At 57.0% G+C, this 18,560-nt stretch carries 14 protein-coding genes; 6 read left to right on the top strand and 8 right to left on the bottom strand.

Features of this window, described 5'->3' with window-relative positions; translation table 11 throughout:
• Positions 1 to 160: 160 nt before the first annotated feature.
• The 7 genes from mnmE to rpmH form a co-directional block, all read right to left on the bottom strand.
• Positions 161 to 1,534 carry a tRNA uridine-5-carboxymethylaminomethyl(34) synthesis GTPase MnmE gene (gene mnmE, locus HMCN_RS0104395; RefSeq protein ID WP_025916239.1) on the bottom strand — a complete coding sequence of 458 codons (1,374 nt, stop codon included), beginning with the start codon at positions 1,532 to 1,534 and terminating at the stop codon, positions 161 to 163.
• Positions 1,535 to 1,773: 239 nt separating this feature from the next.
• The gene (locus HMCN_RS0104390; RefSeq protein ID WP_025916238.1) at positions 1,774 to 3,579 is read right to left on the bottom strand and encodes a chemotaxis protein CheA; all 1,806 of its coding nucleotides are present in this window, start codon (positions 3,577 to 3,579) and stop codon (positions 1,774 to 1,776) included.
• A complete protein-coding gene (locus HMCN_RS0104385) occupies positions 3,579 to 4,325 on the bottom strand; it encodes a protein phosphatase CheZ (RefSeq protein WP_025916237.1) in 747 nt (248 codons plus the stop codon). Before HMCN_RS0104385 ends, HMCN_RS0104390 begins: the two co-directional genes overlap by 1 nt.
• Positions 4,326 to 4,677: 352 nt before the next feature.
• Positions 4,678 to 6,330, bottom strand: coding sequence for a membrane protein insertase YidC (yidC, locus tag HMCN_RS0104380; RefSeq protein WP_025916236.1), 1,653 nt, complete (start codon positions 6,328 to 6,330; stop codon positions 4,678 to 4,680).
• 29 nt (positions 6,331 to 6,359) lie between these two features.
• The gene (gene yidD / locus HMCN_RS18545; protein ID WP_081801406.1) at positions 6,360 to 6,620 is read right to left on the bottom strand and encodes a membrane protein insertion efficiency factor YidD; all 261 of its coding nucleotides are present in this window, start codon (positions 6,618 to 6,620) and stop codon (positions 6,360 to 6,362) included.
• Positions 6,617 to 6,991: a ribonuclease P protein component gene (gene rnpA, locus HMCN_RS0104375; RefSeq protein WP_081801405.1), complete on the bottom strand. Its 375-nt coding sequence runs from the start codon at positions 6,989 to 6,991 to the stop codon at positions 6,617 to 6,619. The genes yidD and rnpA overlap by 4 nt, the downstream gene beginning before the upstream one ends.
• Before the next feature lie 29 nt (positions 6,992 to 7,020).
• The gene (rpmH, locus tag HMCN_RS18540; RefSeq protein ID WP_061535510.1) at positions 7,021 to 7,155 is read right to left on the bottom strand and encodes a 50S ribosomal protein L34; all 135 of its coding nucleotides are present in this window, start codon (positions 7,153 to 7,155) and stop codon (positions 7,021 to 7,023) included.
• Positions 7,156 to 7,506: 351 nt separating this feature from the next.
• Between rpmH and dnaA the strand changes: the two genes are divergently transcribed.
• The 6 genes from dnaA to HMCN_RS0104335 all read left to right on the top strand — a co-directional run bounded on the left by dnaA (position 7,507) and on the right by HMCN_RS0104335 (position 17,428).
• Complete coding sequence (gene dnaA / locus HMCN_RS17265; protein WP_035625756.1) at positions 7,507 to 8,889, top strand: chromosomal replication initiator protein DnaA; 1,383 nt, start codon at positions 7,507 to 7,509, stop codon at positions 8,887 to 8,889.
• Between the two features lie 212 nt (positions 8,890 to 9,101).
• A complete protein-coding gene (gene dnaN / locus HMCN_RS0104355) occupies positions 9,102 to 10,208 on the top strand; it encodes a DNA polymerase III subunit beta (RefSeq protein ID WP_025916234.1) in 1,107 nt (368 codons plus the stop codon).
• 167 nt (positions 10,209 to 10,375) lie between these two features.
• Positions 10,376 to 12,874, top strand: a complete 2,499-nt coding sequence (gene gyrB / locus HMCN_RS0104350; protein WP_025916233.1) for a DNA topoisomerase (ATP-hydrolyzing) subunit B — start codon at positions 10,376 to 10,378, stop codon at positions 12,872 to 12,874.
• A gap of 567 nt (positions 12,875 to 13,441) precedes the next feature.
• Entirely contained in the window at positions 13,442 to 15,205 is a 1,764-nt protein-coding gene (locus HMCN_RS18185) for a caspase family protein (protein ID WP_025916232.1), read from the top strand.
• Positions 15,205 to 16,632: a CHASE2 domain-containing protein gene (locus tag HMCN_RS0104340; RefSeq protein WP_025916231.1), complete on the top strand. Its 1,428-nt coding sequence runs from the start codon at positions 15,205 to 15,207 to the stop codon at positions 16,630 to 16,632. Before HMCN_RS18185 ends, HMCN_RS0104340 begins: the two co-directional genes overlap by 1 nt.
• A 19-nt stretch (positions 16,633 to 16,651) precedes the next feature.
• Positions 16,652 to 17,428 carry a hypothetical protein gene (locus HMCN_RS0104335; RefSeq protein ID WP_025916230.1) on the top strand — a complete coding sequence of 259 codons (777 nt, stop codon included), beginning with the start codon at positions 16,652 to 16,654 and terminating at the stop codon, positions 17,426 to 17,428.
• A gap of 119 nt (positions 17,429 to 17,547) precedes the next feature.
• Here the strand turns inward: HMCN_RS0104335 and HMCN_RS0104330 are convergent, their stop codons facing one another.
• Complete coding sequence (locus tag HMCN_RS0104330) at positions 17,548 to 18,555, bottom strand: XdhC family protein (protein ID WP_025916229.1); 1,008 nt, start codon at positions 18,553 to 18,555, stop codon at positions 17,548 to 17,550.
• Positions 18,556 to 18,560: the final 5 nt, after the last annotated feature.

Below are 18,560 nucleotides of genomic sequence, written 5' to 3'. Positions count from 1 at the left end.
GGGTTGGTTTTTATGCCCGTTCGGGGAGATTTAAAACCGCGTAATCCGTAAGCGTGACGAAAACGCAGCCTTCCGTTTTATTCCGAACCAGGTAAAAAAATTGATGCTGTGTGGACAAGTAAACTTGATCTTGTTGCGCTTTGGCATTGAAACCGCCCATCTATTTGCCTATACAAAAACGATTAAAAATTGCTCCCAGCAAATCATCGGACGTAAATTCACCAGTGATGCTGTTGAGCTGCTCCTGAGCCAAGCGCAACTCCTCTGCCAGTAGGTCGAGTGAATGATCGTTTTGTGCGGCAAACTCCGTTGCCGCCTGAATATGGTCGCGTGCGGCACGCAATGCAAGCAGGTGGCGTTCGCGTGCTAGATATACCGATTCCCCGGTTTGCTGCCAGCCGGCAATGCGCAGCAATTCCGCACGCAACAGCTCAACCCCGCTCTTGTCCTGTGCTGATAGGTAGATATGGGTGGCGTCCAGCATGGTGTCGATGCTGGGCTTGTGGCCGGACAGATCGATCTTGTTCCAGATGCGAATCACCGGCACTCCGCTTGGAAAACGCGCTACGATGGTTTCATCTTCGCGGGTCGGTCCCCGCCCCGCGTCCAGCAGATGCAGGATCACGTCGGCCTTGTCAACTTCGATCCAAGTGCGCTCAATGCCAATACGCTCGACCTCGTCATTAGCATCATCGGCGGCGCGAATGCCGGCAGTATCGATGATATTGAGTGGGATGCCTTCGATCTGAATGGTTTCAGTCACCTTGTCGCGCGTGGTACCGGCAATCGGCGTGACGATCGCTACTTCCGCTCCGGCCAACGCGTTCAGCAGCGAGGATTTGCCGACGTTGGGCTTACCGGCCAGTACTACGTTCAAGCCTTCGCGCAGCAGGGCGCCCTGCTGTGCTTGCAGCAGGACTGTGTGCAAAGTCTGCTGAATGTGTGCCAGTTGGTTACGTGCATTGGATTTTTCCAGGAAATCAATTTCCTCTTCTGGAAAATCAAGGGTCGCCTCAACCAGCATGCGCAATTGCACCACTTGTTCGACCAGAAGATGGATTACCTTCGAAAAAACACCTGATAACGACTGCGAAGCCGACTTTACCGCAGCCTCGGTCGAGGCTTCGATCAAATCGGCAACCGCTTCGGCCTGTGCCAGATCGAGTTTGTCGTTAAGAAAAGCCCGATGCGTGAATTCGCCTGGCTGTGCCAGCCGCAATCCGATTTCCTGCCCCGCTTCCAAGCAGCGTGCCAGCAGCATGCGCAAGACTACCGGCCCGCCGTGGCCCTGCAGTTCCAGTACATCTTCGCCGGTGTAGGAATGTGGAGCCTTGAAATGGATTGCCAGCCCCTGATCGATGATGCTGCCATCAGCCTGTGTGAAAGGCAAATAAGTTGCTTGACGCGGCTTGAGTTGGAAACCCAGTGTTTGCAGTAACGTAGCAAGATTTTTGCCGGACACGCGTACTATGCCAATTCCACCGCGTCCTGGAGCGGTGGCAATGGCTGCTATGGGGGATGTATCAAGATTCATGCTGCGATTTTACCTAAGGAAGCGGGGATTAATTCCGATACTCCAGAAAAATCCACGGTAAGTTGTTGATTTTATTGGGGCCTAGTTCTGACGACATGAATTAATCTGCGTCTCCCCCCTAAACAATGTTCGACTGCAGTCAGTTGTCGGGCTGACTGTCAGGGTTAGCGGGATTTTTCAATCGAAAAATGAGAACCGCACCATGCGATGCGGTATCCCATCAGCAGGTAATCAAGCTGTTATGCTGTCACGCGCGCACCGGTGCGGCAACTGTCGAGCAAGTAGCTCAGGCCAATTACCAGTACCAGTTCGCCTTCGGCAGAACGTGCGGTTCCAGTAATGCCGGGAACATTAAGGCAGGATAATGGCTTGATGACCAGATCGGCAGTGCCTTCAACTGCTTCCATGGCGAGAATATAGGGCTGCGGTGCCGCAATCACGATCCCAACCCGTTCCACACATGCCTCATAACCGAGAATCTCGGCCAGTGAGCGTACCAGCAACGGTCGACCTTGATCGCGCAGCGTAGGAGCTCCGCCGACTTCGGAAAATGTTTCCGGCAGTTCTACCACACGTTCGATTACTGCCAGCGGCATTGCCAGCGCCGCACCGCTGGTGCGTACCAGCATGGTCGGCACAATCGAGAGCTCGATTGGCAGGCGAATCAGAAAACGCGTGCCCTGCCCGAGACGGGAATCAATCCGAATCGTGCCGCGATGCTTGTCGACCGCGGTTTTTACCACGTCCATGCCGACTCCGCGACCCGATACCGCAGTAGCGACTTCCTTGGTGGAAAATCCGGGTAAAAACACTAGTTGAAATGCTTCTTCATCGGTCTGCGCATCGTTCTCGCCGATCAATCCTTTGGTGCGGGCTTTCTCGCGCAGAAACTGCGCGTTCATGCCTTTGCCGTCATCGGCCACCTCGATCATCACGCTGCTGGCTTCCTGCCAGGCGGTTAGCGATATGGTTGATTTCGGGGGTTTTCCCACCTTGATGCGATCTTCCTGGCTTTCCACGCCATGATCAAGCGAGTTGCGCAGCATATGTACCAGCGGGTCATACAAGCTGTCGACCACCACCCGGTCGACTTCAGTTTCTGCTCCCTTGATCGCCAGTTCGACTTCCTTGCCGAGATCCTTGGCCAGCTCCCGAATCAGGCGGGGAAATCTCTGGAACAACCGGCCGACCGGCTGCATTCGGGTAGCCAGAGTGGCTCGCTGCAATTCGGTTGAATAGCGCGACGCGCGCTCTATTGTTTCTGTCAGCGTGGCCACCAGTGTCGTAGCATCGCCTTCGAACTTGAATTGCGCCAATTTTTCCAACAACACGGCTGCTTGGTTGGCGGCCTGTACGGACTCTCCTGCTACCTCCAGCAATGTGTCGAGCTTAACCGCATCAATCCGGATGCTATCTTCAATCACGGGTGCTGTTGATTTGGCTGCAGGGGTTCCAGGAGGAGTTTTTTCGGTTTTTGTTACCGTTGCAGAGGTTGCAACTGCAGCGGAGGCCAAAGCTGGAGCAGATGTCGGCGTTATTGCTGGCGCCGTAGACGGCAGCACATGCGCGGGAATTAGTGCATGATAATATGCATCCCAATCCGGTTGACCAGCAAGATTCGGCACCACAGCGGCGACCACAGCCGGTGGAGCAAGCTGCGCATTGCCGTCGATCGCCGCAGTCAGGATGGCCTGCAGTGCATCAGGCATGGCCGCCAATTGTTCGGCTGCAGTGCCATTGGCCAACTCGCCAAGCTGATCCGCAACAAAGCCGCTGGCCTGCAGGGCTGCCTCAATCGCAATCGGCGTCACAGGTGCGGCACCGGTGCGCAGAGCATCAAATAGGTTTTCTGTCAGATGACAGGCCGATACCATTGCCGTCAGATTCATGAAGCCGGCACCGCCCTTGATCGTATGAAACGACCGGAACAGCGCATTCAAAGTATTCTGATCATCCGGCTGGCGTTCCAGCACCAATAGATGTTCTTCAACATTGGTGGCGAGCTCCAGCGCTTCGACCACGAACTCCTTGAGCATGTCATCCATCAGAAACCCAAATCATCCAGAAGGCTGTCCACATCGCCCTGTCCCATCGCAGCAGACGGTATCGCCGGGCCCTGCATCAGATCAACCTCAGCGTCTTTCTGCGCCGGTGGTTTGTCCTTGATTGCATCAGGAGCGTTATCCCACAGCAGTTTCGCTAGTTCGCGTTCGACAGCCTGGGTAATTGTCACTACTTTCTTGATCAGCTGACCGGTCAAATCCTGGAAATCCTGAGCCATCATGATTTCCAGCAAACGTGCTTTCTCCCCTTCGGCGACCTCGACTACCGAAGAGGTGAAGCTTCTGGTGTCGTCCGCGAGCAGCCTGAACTCTTCTACGCTAAGTTTGCCATCAAACATATCGGTCCAACGCGCATTCATTTCCTTGGCGCTGTTCGACAGGGTTTCCTGCGCCGGCATGCCAACGTCTGTTGCGTTCAGCACCTTGTTCGCAGCCTGCTCAGTCAGTGTCGCAACATAGGCCAACCTATCCTGGGCATCGCCGATATGCGTGTTTAGGGAGTTGAACGGATGCTGCTGGCCTAGTTCACGTATTGAGTCATGCAATATCCGGACAATACCTCCGAGCCGTTCGTACATCGGCTTTTCAGCCTCTGCAGTCCCTTCTGGTGTTGCCTCCGGGACCTCGGTAGCGGGGAGCGGAGCGTCAGGTACGACCACTGCAATTTCTGTGTGCTGAGCAGATATCTGCTCGAACAGGGCATCCAGATCCTCCAAACTGTCACTCATAATCCATGCCTCTCATGATTTTTTCTTACTGTTCGCCTAGTGTTGCAGCAATTCAATATTCTACGACATAACTGGATGATTATTTTGCGCGATATGTTGACGTCCTGTTCCAATGCAGAGAATTTTTGCAGAAAATTATGGTAAACAGTACTTTCAAACACAGTTTGATGGCGAAATAATAAACCAATCAAGTCCATTCCTAATTCAATGCCGAGCGTGCATCAACCAGCATACCCCCTGGCAAAGGTTTGGCTTTTAAATAACGGTCAAAAAATAGGGATACCTTTAATAAAAAAAGGTGGAATCTTTCTGGATTCCACCTTTTAATTATGCCTCACATAAATGGATGCGCCTATGCCTTCTTGCTGCCATCCATTTTCCTGGTAATGGCCCATTGTTGCGCGATAGACAATACATTATTGACGACCCAATACAATACCAATCCGGCTGGGAAGAAGAAGAACATTACTGAAAATGCGATCGGCATGAACATCATGATCTTGGCTTGCATCGGATCAGGTGGTTTCGGGTTCAGCTTGGTCTGGATAAACATCGATATTGCCATCACTACCGGCAGAATATAGAACGGGTCCGGCGCCGCGAGATTGTGAATCCAGCCCAGCCATGGCGCATTGCGCATCTCGACACTCGCCAGCAAGACCCAGTACAGCGAAATGAAGACCGGAATCTGCACCACAATCGGAAGGCAGCCACCGAGCGGATTGATTTTCTCGGTCTTGTACAACTCCATCATCGCCTGGTTCATCTTTTGCGGCTCGGACTTGAAGCGTTCGCGAATCGATTGCATCTTCGGAGTAACTTGCTTCATCTTGGCCATGCTGCGATAACTGGCTGCCGACAATGGGAAGAACGCCAGCTTGATCAGTACCGTCAGCATGATGATGGTCCAGCCCCAGTTGCCGAGCACTTGGTGGATCTGGGTCATCAGCCAGAAAATCGGCTTGGCAATAATGGTCAGCCAGCCGTAATCCTTGACTAGGTCCAGGCCGGGAGCAATTTTTTCCAGCGCGCGGGTTTCCTGCGGACCAGAGTACAGGTGCGCATCCATCGATACCGTGGCGCCCGGAGCGATGGTTCCCAGCGGCAGGATGGTGCCGATCGCATACAAGTTGGTATCGACTTTCTTGGTGAAGATTTCGCGCGGCGCCTTGTCTTGCGGAATGAGGGCCGAGACGAAATAGTGCTGCACCAGCGCCACCCAACCGTTGTCGGCCTTTTTCGCATGTTCATCCTTGCCGTCTGCGATCCTGCCGAAATCCAGCTTCTGGAATTTTTCCGCATCGGTATATACCGCCGGGCCGGTGAACGTGCTGTAAAACTTGGATTCGCCGCCCGGCTTGTTGCCATCGCGCACCAACTGCAAATACAGCGAAGGCGTAACCGGTGCTGCGGATGCATTGGTAATGTCGTGCTTGACATCGATGTTGTAATCACCGCGCTTGAAGGTGAAGGTTTTCAGAAGCTTGACGCCGCCGGCGTCGGACTCCAGCACCAGTTTCACTTCGTTGCCGGATCCCAGTTCGCGGGTCCCGGGCTGAACCGTGAAAGTCGATTTATGATTGGGGAATGCACCGCCGATCAAACCGGTCTGGGCCAGATAAGTGTGCTGGGCAGTGGCATTGAACAACACCAGATTTGTCGTCGGATCGACCGTATCCTTGTGCTTTAAAAGTTCAAGATACTTCAATTCGCCGCCGACCGTATCGATTTGCGCCTTGATGACATCGGTGGTAATTGTCACCAGTTCGCTCTTGATTGGCGTTGTGCCGGTAACTGCAGCAATCTCTGCCGGTGACTGCGGTGCGCCCGTGAGCGACGGCTGCGGCACTTCGGTTTTGGGCGATCCGCCAGCCGCAGGCTTGGCTTGCTGCGTCACCGATGACGAAAACATCGATGGCTTTCCGTTGTAGCGCATCCAGTTGTCCCAGAGGATCAACAACGACATCGAAAACACGATCCAAAGGACGGTACGTTTGATATCCATAAGTGTATTTATCAGGAGAAATCAGAAATTCAGGAATGGCTGCAATCGTTAGCGATTGCAGAAGTGGATTCGGAGTTTTTTCCCGGTACCGGATCAAATCCGCCCGGATGCCATGGATGGCATTTGCATACACGCCTGGTCGCCAGAATGCTCCCCTTGAATGCACCATGCTCGCGCACCGCTTGGCTGGCGTAGTCGGAGCAACTCGGATAAAAACGGCAATTTTGCCCCAGAAAAGGACTAATGCACAGCTTATATACACGCAACAACAGCAGCAATAACGCCTTCATCGGGAGTTCTCCGGCAATTTTTGCGATGCCAGCAGGCGCGTCAATTCCGTGCGCAGCAAGATCTTCAACTGCACCGAAGTTGCCGGATCAACCTTGGCATTGATCGGCTTGGACAGGCGCACGATGCAATCCAGCGGTGGCAACTCGGCCTGGCGAAACAATTCACGCGTCACCCGTTTGATCGTATTGCGCGTTACCGCACGCGACGCGAACCGCTTTGCGACCACGATGCCCAAGCGCGCATTGGGCAAGCCGGCCGGCCGGGTATACAGCACGAAATGGGCGGTTCTGTAGGCGGGGCGCAAACGAAAAACGGATGAAAAGTCATCCGTTTTAACGATTCGCCGAGCACGTGAAAAATCGTCCGTCACGCAGTCAGCTTGCCTGCTATGCGTTCGGCTTAAGCAGCCAAACGCTTACGACCTTTAGCGCGACGCGCATTCAATACGGCGCGGCCGCCGCGGGTTGCCATGCGTGCGCGAAAGCCATGGGTACGTTTGCGGCGCACGACGGAGGGTTGGTATGTACGTTTCATGTTGGTCTCGCTAATCAGCAAAAATAAATCGGGTCACTACGCCCAGCGCCACATTTTTGATGTTTGCACCGCGCATGCCGGCAAAGGTATGCGCTAAAACGACCATCTAATGGACAGGGAACCTTGGATTAGACAATATCCCGCATAGGTTTGTCAATACAATAGATGCATTTATCCACAGGCCTCAATGTACATCAGCAATCTAAAAGTACGCCAGCCTGTGGATAACTTGGTCCGGCAAGGGTAGAATAGCGCAGTTGTGTGGCAATCCTCTGCGGGACTGCATCGCAGTCATTGCGCGGAACTCATAGCGATACGCCCTCCCCCACACCTTTTCACTCAAGAAGATTCATGGAAAATTTCTGGCAGACCTGCTCCGCGCAACTGGAGCAGGAACTGACGCCGCAGCAATTCAGTGCGTGGATCAAGCCACTGACACCGCTCGACTTTGACGACGGGGTATTGCGCATCGCCGCGCCCAACCGCTTCAAGCTCGATTGGGTCAAGACGCAATTCGCCAACCGCATCAATGTCCTCGCAACCCAGTTCTGGGAAATGCCGATTGAAGTGCAATTCGTGCTGGACCCGAAACTCAATGCGCCGCGCCGTCCGAATCCGCCTGCAGCCAGCGGCGATCCGGCGGGTGCGCCGATGGCTGCGGATGCGCAAATGTATATTGCCGAAATGCCGGCAGAAATTTCGCCGCGGCGCGATCAAAGCCGCATCAATCCGGCGCTGACGTTTGACAGCTTCGTCACCGGCAAGGCCAACCAGCTGGCGCGCGCCGCCGCGATCCAGGTCGCTAATAATCCAGGCATTTCCTACAATCCGCTGTTCTTTTACGGCGGCGTCGGGCTCGGTAAAACGCATTTGATCCATGCCATCGGCAATCAGGTATTGCTGGATCAACCGAATGCGAAAATCCGCTACATTCACGCCGAACAGTACGTGCGCGACGTAGTGACCGCTTACCAACGCAAGGGGTTCGATGACTTCAAGCGCTATTACCATTCGCTCGATTTGTTGCTGATAGACGATATTCAATTCTTCGGCGGCAAGAACCGTACCCAGGAAGAATTCTTTTACGCGTTCGAAGCGCTGATTGCGGCCAAAAAGCAGATCATCATCACCAGCGACACCTATCCGAAAGAAATCACCGGCATGGATGACCGCCTGACTTCACGCTTCGATTCCGGCCTGACGGTTGCGATCGAGCCGCCGGAGCTGGAAATGCGGGTCGCGATTTTGCTGAAGAAGGCCACTCAGGAGGGCGTCACACTGTCCGATGATGTGGCATTTTTCGTCGCCAAGCATCTGCGCTCCAACGTGCGCGAACTGGAAGGCGCGCTGCGCAAGATCCTGGCGTATTCGCGCTTTCACGGCAAGGACATCACGATCGATGTAGTCAAGGAAGCCCTGAAAGATTTGCTGTCGGTGCAGAACCGGCAGATTTCGGTGGAAAACATCCAGAAGACGGTGGCCGATTTCTTCAACATCAAGGTGGCCGACATGTATTCCAAGAAACGGCCGGCGAATATTGCCCGGCCGCGCCAGATTGCGATGTATCTGGCCAAGGAATTGACGCAGAAAAGCTTGCCGGAGATCGGCGACCTGTTCGGCGGACGCGATCACACCACGGTCTTGCATGCGGTACGCAAGATCACGCTGGACCGCACCAAGAACCCGGAGTGCAATCATGAATTGCATGTGCTGGAGCAGACGCTGAAGGGCTAACAAGCTGTGAAAGCTGGAAGATCGGCATTATTGCCAATAGTCAGCGTAATTTATGGATAATGTACTATCGGCCAGGTTTGTTGCGATACCGGCCGGGAGTTGCAGCAAGGAAGCAGGTTTGGTGGGCTTTACTCTGTTTTACGGGCGTTTATGCCGAACATGGCGCCAGAAGCCAGCGGCAACATTCAACCACGACACTCAAGGATATGACTATGCAATTGGTTAAGACTCATAGGGACGCGCTGCTGCGACCCTTGCAGATCGTGAGCGGTATTGTCGAGCGTCGGCACACCTTGCCGATTCTGGCCAATATCCTCATTCGCAAGGATGGCGAAAAAGTTTCTTTCCTGTCCACCGACATCGAGGTGCAGATCACTACTCACGCCCAGATCGGCGTCGACGCAGAAGTCGCGGCGACCACGGTGGCGGCGCGCAAATTGCTCGACATCCTGCGCGCATTGCCCGAATCCGGCGACGTCGCCCTGTCGCTGACCAACAAGCGCATGACGGTACAAAGCGGAAAATCGCGCTTTTCGCTGCAAACGCTGGCGGCCGAGGAATTCCCGACGGTGGCGCAAGCCGAGCATTACAACGCGCACGTCACGTTGCCGCAAAAGACCCTGAAGCACCTGTTCAACATGGTGCATTTCTCGATGGCGCAGCAAGACATCCGCTATTACCTGAACGGCCTGTTGCTGGTGGTTGATGGCAAGAACGTGATCGCAGTCACCACCGACGGCCACCGGCTGGCATTCTGCCAGGTCGAGACCGAGCAGGACTTCCCGCGCCAGGAAGTCATCATCCCGCGCAAGACCATCCTGGAATTGCAGCGTTTGCTGGAAGAAAACGATGATCCGGTAGAGCTCGAAATCGCCGCCAACCAGGTCAAACTCACCTTCGCCGACATCGAACTGATTTCGAAACTGGTCGAAGGCAAGTTCCCCGATTACAACCGGGTGGTGCCGAAAGGCTATAAAAACAGCTTCACGCTCGATCGCGACCTCTTGCTGCGCGCGCTGCAGCGGGCCGCCATCATGACCTCCGACAAATTCAAGGGGGTGCGCTGCATCATCACCCCCGGCAGTCTGAAGATCAGCTCCACCAACGCCGACCAGGAAGAGGCGGTCGAAGAACTCGAAATCGATTACGGCGGCGACAGCGTCGATATCGGCTTCAATGTCTCCTACCTGCTCGATGTGCTGAATAACCTGAAGTGCGAACAGATCTGCATCGCGCTGGGGGACTCCAACTCATCGGCCCTGATCTCGATTCCGGACAATGCCGATTTCAAATACGTCGTGATGCCGATGCGGATTTGATTCGCTGATTAAAATCAAAAAACTAGGGGTATGCCGGATAACACCGGCATTCCCTCACATATTTATTGCGATTGCTTAATATACAATATGTAGTATATTTACAGCATCCAGCGTGTGCAGTAAAGCCAGTGCAGCAGTCAGTAATTCGTTTTTTCAGAAAGCTATCCATGTCCGAGATTCAACAAGACAACGCCAGCCAGTCCGACAGCAGTCAATACGGCGCTTCCTCCATCCAGATACTGGAAGGGCTGGAAGCGGTGCGCAAACGACCCGGCATGTACATCGGCGACACTTCTGACGGCACCGGCCTGCACCATCTGGTGTTCGAGGTGCTGGACAACTCGATCGACGAATCGCTGGCCGGCCATTGCACCGAAATCAACGTCACCATCCATACCGACAACTCGATCTCGATCACCGATAACGGGCGCGGCATCCCGGTCGGCATCAAGTGGGACGACAAGCACGACCCCAAACGCAGCGCGGCCGAAATCGTGATGACCGAATTGCACGCGGGCGGCAAGTTCGACCAGAACTCGTACAAGGTTTCCGGCGGCCTGCACGGGGTCGGCGTGTCCTGCGTCAATGGTTTGTCGAAGCTGCTGAAGTTGACCGTCCGCCGTGACGGCAAAAAATACAGCATGGAATTCGTGCGCGGCGTACCGCAAAACCGCATCGTCGAAATCCAGGATGGCGTTGCCGTGTCGCCGATCAAGGTCATCGGCGACACCGACAAGCGCGGCACCGAGGTCCACTTCTGGGCCGATGAAGAAATCTTCACGCATGTCGAATTCCATTACGAAATCCTGGCCAAACGGATCCGCGAACTGTCCTTTCTGAACAACGGCGTCAAGATCAGGCTGACCGACCTGCGCAGCGGCAAGGAAGAACTGTTCGCCTTCGAGGGTGGCACCCGCGGCTTCGTCGAATACATCAACAAGAACAAGAGCGTGCTGCACCCGACCATCTTCCAGGCCACCGGCGACAAGCTGTCCGATCAGGGCACCAACATCAGCGTCGACGTCTCGATGCAGTGGAACGACGCCTACAACGAACAGGTGCTGTGCTTCACCAACAACATCCCGCAGCGCGACGGCGGCAGCCACCTGACCGGCCTGCGCGCGGCGATGACGCGCGTCATCAACAAGTACATCGAAGAACACGAGTTCGCCAAGAAAGCCAAAGTCGAAGTCAGCGGCGACGACATGCGCGAAGGCCTGACCTGCGTGCTGTCGGTCAAGGTGCCGGAACCGAAGTTCAGCTCGCAGACCAAGGACAAGCTGGTGTCCTCCGAAGTGCGCGGCCCGGTCGAGGAGATCGTCGCCAAGACGCTGTCCGACTATTTGCAGGAAAGGCCGAACGACGCCAAGATCATCTGCGGCAAGATCGTCGAAGCCGCACGGGCGCGCGACGCCGCCCGCAAGGCGCGCGAACTGACCCGCCGCAAGGGCGTGATGGACGGCCTCGGCCTGTCCTCCAAACTGGCCGATTGCCAGGAAAAAGACCCGGCACTGTGCGAACTGTACATCGTCGAGGGTGATTCCGCGGGCGGCTCCGCCAAGCAGGGCCGCGACCGCAAGTTCCAGGCCATCCTGCCGCTGCGCGGCAAGGTGCTGAACGTCGAAAAAGCCCGCTTCGAAAAAATGCTGTCGAGCGAGCAGATCACGACCCTGATCGCCACCCTCGGAACCAGCATCGGCCCGGACGAGTTCAACGTCGACAAGCTGCGCTACCACCGCATCATCATCATGACCGATGCCGACGTCGACGGCGCCCACATCCGTACCCTGCTGCTGACGCTGTTCTACCGCCAGATGCCGGCACTGGTCGAGCGCGGCCATATCTACATCGCGCAACCGCCGCTGTACAAGGTCAAGGCCGGCCGCGACGAGCGCTACCTGAAGGATGACATCGAAGAAGCCAGCTACATGATGCAGGTCGCCCTGAACGGCGCGGCACTGATCCCGAGCGAAGGCGCCGCCCCGATCAGCGGCGATGCGCTAACCGAACTGGTGCGCCAGTACAACCTCGCCAACACCATCATGCTGCGCCTGACCCGCGTCATCGACCGCGCCGCGCTGACCGCGATCATGACCGGCGTGCTGCTCAACCTCGACACCCTGGCCGATGCCGAGCAATCGGCCAGCGCGCTGACCGCCGCCATCAACGACCCTGCCGTCAAGGCGGTGGTCAAATCCGATGCGCTGTCCGAGAAGCACCTGCTGCGCATCGAGCGCATGTACCACGGCAACATCAAGGTCAGCGCGATCGACGCCGACTTCGTGCAAGGCGGCGACTACCTGAGCCTGACCAACGCCGCCGCCACCTTCAAGGGCCTGATCGGCGACGGCGCGTTCGTCCGTCGCGGCGAAGGCGAAAAAGCCAAGGAATCCAGGGTCGGCGACTTCCAGCAGGCAGTCAACTGGCTGCGCGACGAAGCCGAACGCGGCGTCTCCAAGCAGCGCTACAAAGGCCTGGGTGAAATGAACCCGGAACAGCTATGGGAAACCACCATGGACCCGACCGTGCGCCGCCTGCTGAAAGTGCAAATCGAAGACGCGATCGCCGCGGACCAGATTTTCACCACATTAATGGGGGATGACGTGGAGCCGCGGCGGGCATTCATTGAAAACAATGCAATGCATGCGGGGAATATTGATATTTGATTTGTTGTAGGTTCTCAGAATAGTTGAGAAAAATCTCAAATAGATGAGTTTTTGCTTAGGCATTGCGATTGCCTGTCGAGAGCCACATTTGAAATTTTGTGATAAAAAAGCTAGCGCTCCATACGCTAGCTTTTTTTGTGCCTCGCTCAAATGTGAGCCGCTCGGTCATTGATTGAAAGCTAAAAAGGTTGAGTGGTTAGGTCAAGTTGGAAAGTGTGAACGGAAGAAGTCTTCCCAGGATGCCATCGCATCGGCTACCTTCGCGTAAGAGAACCCCGAAGCTGGTGTCTGAGTAAAGCATACCTCAATCGGACGTCAGGTGCGAAGAGCAAAGCGCGTTAGGCTAGGGTCTGTTTTGACATTGTCTGACGCCATCGCGCCGACATCTCAGGCTTTAACCTGACACTTTCATTGCTAACGTACGATTTTTTCCGTTTCGTGAGCCGACCCCAATAATGGAAAAATTGAATTAACACCATTAATGCTACTATGCAATAGTTTGCATTATGCAATATTTTCCATTGCTCATGCGAACTTACGTCCATTCCAACCTAAGGCGTCTCCTGCATGTTCAAAAATACCTTGCTATCACTCTGTGTAGCGGTTGCCGCGGCGGCGGTCGTGTCTGCCTGTACCAACATCGGTGGCCTGGAAATGCTCGCCAATCCGTTTGCGACCAAGGTGCCATTCATCGTGCCGGCCGCCAGCTCTGCGGCTGCCACATTGCGTGCGGTGTCGGTTGTGCCGCTCGCTTCGGTTGACTCGCAGTTGCTCGCGCGCGCCGTGGAAAGCGATATGCTCAAGCTGAAGTTCCAAGAAGAAACGTACTACAAGAAGGTCGTGCTTGAAGATCCGCTTGCGGCCAATGTGGCAGGTGCTAGTCAGCTGCAAGCCATTGCGAACCGCTCTGGTACCACGGGCGTGGTGACGATCCGATCCCTAAAAGGGGAGGTCACACGCCGGGCCTATCAGGAGACGCGGTTCGACTGTAGCAAGAAGACTAACCTATTCCAGCTATGTCCGAAGGATGCACAGCAAACCCGCCAGGTGTCCTGCGAGGAGCGCATCGGGCATGCAGGCGCCGACCTGCGTGTGTTTGACCGCAGCAGCAGAACAGTCGTGCTGAGCGATACCGTCAACGGCATGTTCTCGGAAGCGCGCTGCAACGACAGCAGCGACGCTGCCAGTCCGGACAATGTTCTGCTTGCCCGGGCACTGCAAAATGTCGAACGCAGCATTCTCACCACGCTCGCCCCGAGCATCGAGCTGCGCCCACTCGATTTCAAGGAGTCGGATGCGGCGATTGCGTCGGCCGAGGCCATTTCTCGGTTCCAGCAAGCCCTCAGTTTCGGGCGCGCCAAACGTCTCGACGAGGCCTGCGCCCGCTTTGCCGAACTGTACGACGGCGAAAAGGAGTCACCGGCGCTAACCTACAACGCCGCGTTTTGCGACGAAGCGCGCGGCGACCTGATTAGTGCCGCAACGCGCTACCGGCGCGCCTCAGACCTGACCGGCCGGCCCGATGCGCAGATCGACCGCCACCTGTCGGCCACCGAGCGCACCATCAAGGAAGTCGGCATCGTTACGGTCGCGGCCTTGCAGCCACGCGCCGAGCCGGGCAAGCAGGACAATTACGTACCGACCGGCCGCCGCGTGGCGCTGGTGGTGGGTAATGCGCGCTATGACAAGGGCGCGCTGATCAATCCGGCCAACGATGCGCGTCTGATTGAAAAAAGTTTGCGTAAACTCGGTTTCCAGGTGACCCGGGTCGAGGACATCAACCGCGCCCGCTTTCGTACCGTCATCGATGACTTCGCAAACAAGGCCAGCGGCGCGGATGTGGCGCTGTTCTACTACGCAGGCCACGCGATTCAGGCCGAAGGCGAAAATTACCTGCTTCCGGTCGACAACAAGTCGATTCATTCGCTCGACGAGTTGCGTGAAGGTTCGGTGCCGCTCGGCTGGATGCTGGCGCGGCTCGACTCCGGCACGCCGCCGCGCATCAAGTTGCTGTTCCTGGATGCCTGCCGCGACAACCCCATGCCGAGCGAAAGCCGTTCGCTGGCCGGCGGCCTAGCCCCCCTGCGTACTGCGCCCAAAGGCGCGATGATCGTGTTCGCCACGGCGCCCGGCAAGACAGCGGCTGACGGCAGCGGTAAAAACAGTGTGTTCACCAAAAATTTTGCAGCCGTTGTCGGTACGCCCAACCTGAAGATTGAGGACATGCTCAAGCAGGTGCGCGTGGGCGTGCTGCTCGACTCGAAAAACCGGCAGGAGCCGAGCGAAGTGAGTTCGCTGACAGGTGACTTCTACTTCCGGCCCAAACAATAATGGCGGCCCACCAATGCCGGCCCGGCGCCGGCTGGGTCGACTTGGCCCACCATCTGATCGCGGCAACGATGCTGTTTGCGGTGCTGCATTTTCTCGAACACAAACAGATGCTCGAATGGCTCGATGCGGCCATGATCCGCATCGCTGCGGTCGGCGGCTCGCCGCTCCCGGCGCAGCGCGACGCCGCCGAGGCGCAGCGTCCGAGCATCATCGAAATAGACCGCAAAGCTTATGAGTCGGTGTTCGCCGAGCAGGCCCCGCTGAACCGGGCGCGATTGGTCGAATTACTCGATCAAATTGACCGCCAGCGCACCGGTGTGCTTGCGATCGACATCGACCTGTCACCCACCGTGTCTGAACGTGCGGCCGGCGTGAAACGAGAGCTCGACCTAGCGCTGGCCCGGCTGGTCAGGCGCGGCATCCGCGTCGTGCTGGCACTGCCCAGCACCGCCGCCAGCGCGCCCGGCAGCAACCTGGCGTGGGTGCGCGCACGTTGCGTCGACGGCGTCGCGTTTGCCGATCCAACCCTGCACGAACGTCTGGGCGTGGTCAGCCGCGTCCATATCGATACGCCGACATTGGCGCTGGTGGCGCGCGCGCTGGCCGCCGCACCAGGCGGCGAACATGGTGATGTTGCCCTGGCCGGTCGCGTGTGCTCACTCGCGGCACACCAGCAAGACGAACAGGTGTTCCAGGACAGCGTCACGGGCGCGGATGAAGCCGGTACGCATGTGGTACATCCAGCTGCGGAGCCGCGGCCGCTCAATCCGATTGCCAGCGACTGGCGCTTCCTGCGCACCGCCAGCCACGGCATGGGCCTGATCAAGGGTGCTGCGGCGATCGAGGACAGCGCATCGCTCAGGCATGTGGTGTTCATCGGCGGCAGCTACGCCGACACCGAGCGCTTCGTCACCATCGGCGGTCCTGCATCCGGACTAGCGGTGCATGCCGCCTCCTACATTTCGCTCGCGCTTGACACTGACGACGCGCCCCTCTGGATGGTTGCGCTGCTGGACCTGGCGATCGGCGTGGCAATCGGTTTTTCATTCCAGTGGATCTGGGGTAAATACGCCGCATACGAAAAAAATCTCGGCGCATTCCAGCTATGCTGTGCCTGGTGGCGCAAGTTCACCATGTTGCGCTTCGCCTTGCTAGGCATCTGGCTACTACCATTGTTAGCGGCCTACATCGCCATGTACGCGTCGGCGCAGTTTTTCACATCGGGCATGTGGCTCAATCCTGGGCCCATCATTATCGGCATGTTCCTGCACACGCTGTCACTGCGCCACACGCATCACTCGGAAGAACAGAACTCGGCGGAAAAGCACGACTCAGTGCTACATCGACTGGTGTCCGAGCATCCGGCGAGCGTCTTCATTCAGCTGCCATTGACGGCCTTACTGCTGGTGTTGGCAAGCATCCATTAACTTTTGATACGAGGTAGCCATGTCGATCCGCACCCTTTACACGTCCCTCCTGGCCGGATTGTTGCTCGGCTGTGTTACCCAGGTCGGAGCAACCCAGTGTGCCTTCAAAGGCCAGAATGGCGATGCGCGCCTGGTGCGGTTTTCCGGTGAAGTGCTTATGCCGGAAGGCTGGACGTCTGACAACCAGTGCGAACGACTGGAAGTGGCGGGGGGTGTGGTACGCGTAATGTACCAGTCCGCTGCCGGCAAACTGGTGGAGACTACAGTCGAACGCGGTCCGCTGGTCAGGAAGGGAGAGGGGGCCCCCAACGGCATTTTTCACCAGATCGGGATCATGCTTGCAGCCGATCAGAAAACGCGCCTCGGAATGTCGCGCGCGGCGGTCGATTTCGACGCACTGTATGAGTCGTTTCCGGCCGGGCACATCGTCCAGTCTGGTGTGCCGCTGGAGATCGTCCTGTTTGATGCCGAGGCAGCGCGCGGGGCTGCGTTTCGCCTCGAATCGACCGGCAAACCGCCATTTTCAGTCATTATCAGGGGCGGCAAGCTGACCCTGCCGGTTGCCGTACTCGAACCGGGCGTGAGCTACCGCTGGAGCCTCAAACAGGGCACCAACCTAGTCAAAGGCGAGTTCAGCGTGGTCAGTGCTGCCGACTACGCGCAAGTACGAAAGGCGATCGACGGCGAGTTGGGCGCGCAGCCGGAAGCCGACACCCGACTCGCTGTGGCTTCACGCCTGGTCGAACAAGAATATTTCCTAGAAGCGCGTTCTGTTCTGCGCAACTATCTTAAATAAAACAGGTATCCGTTCCATCTTCGTCCTCCGTTTGTCGCATTCTACAAAACGTCGGATTCCATGCTTTTCAGCCTACCAGGCTGGTGCTGTTGGGGCAGAGGCTGGGCGGCTTGCTATTTTTAAGCCAAGCAGGTCTCTCCATCTGCGCCAATTTGTGCCGGCGCTCGTAGAGTATTGGCAGGTAGTACCCCATTCTTGATGCAGGTCATTTCTGCCAGAATCGAGATTGCGATTTCAGGCGGGGTGCGGCTGCCGATGTAGAGACCGATCGGGCCGTGCAGGCGCCTGATCTGCTCCGGCGTCAGATCGAACAACTGCAGCCGTTCGCGCCGCCTGGCATTGTTGGCGCGCGAGCCGAGCGCACCGACGTAGAATGCGGGCGATTTCAAGGCTTCCAATAGCGCCATGTCGTCCAGTTTCGGATCGTGCGTCAGCGCCACCACCGCGCAGTTTGCGTCCAGCTGCAAGGCGATGACGGCGTCGTCCGGCATTTCGCGCGTAAGCGTGACGCCGGGCACCGCCCAGCTATCCGCATATTCTTCGCGCGGGTCGCAGACGGTGACTTGATAGTCGAGTCCGAGCGCGACTTGCGCCAGGTAGGCCGACAACTGGCCGCCGCCGATAATCAGCAGCCGGTAGCGTGGGCCGAAGCTGCTGCTCAGTGTGCTGCCATCGAAGCAACACAGCGGGCTGTCGGCGCTGGCCTCGGCGACTTTGACGGCTCCGCTCTGCATGTCGAGGGTGCGCGCCGCCGGCACGCCGCGATCGAGCATGCCGAGGATGTCGGCGATCCAATCACAATCGCCAATCGGCTCCATCACCAGTTGCAGCGTGCCGCCGCAGGGCAGGCCGAAGCGCCGGGCTTCATCGCCGGAAACACCGTAGCTGGTCAGTTCGGGCTTGCGCAATCCGAGCTGGCCGACTTTCACGCGTTCGACCAAGTCGTCTTCGATGCAGCCGCCGGAGACCGAGCCGACCACCAGTCCATCGTCACGGATCAGCATCATCGCGCCGACCGGGCGCGGTGCCGAGCCCCAAGTGCGGGTCACGGTGCTGAGGGTGGAGCGGTAGCCGGCGCGCGACCAGGCGGCGGCTGTTTTCAGTACCTGGAGGTCGACGCTGTCCATGATTT

The organism is Herminiimonas sp. CN, from assembly GCF_000622895.1.
In the GTDB taxonomy this organism is placed as follows: domain Bacteria; phylum Pseudomonadota; class Gammaproteobacteria; order Burkholderiales; family Burkholderiaceae_D; genus AVCC01.
Note: the sequence above shows the minus strand (reverse complement) of the source record. Positions and strands in the feature narration are given on the sequence as shown.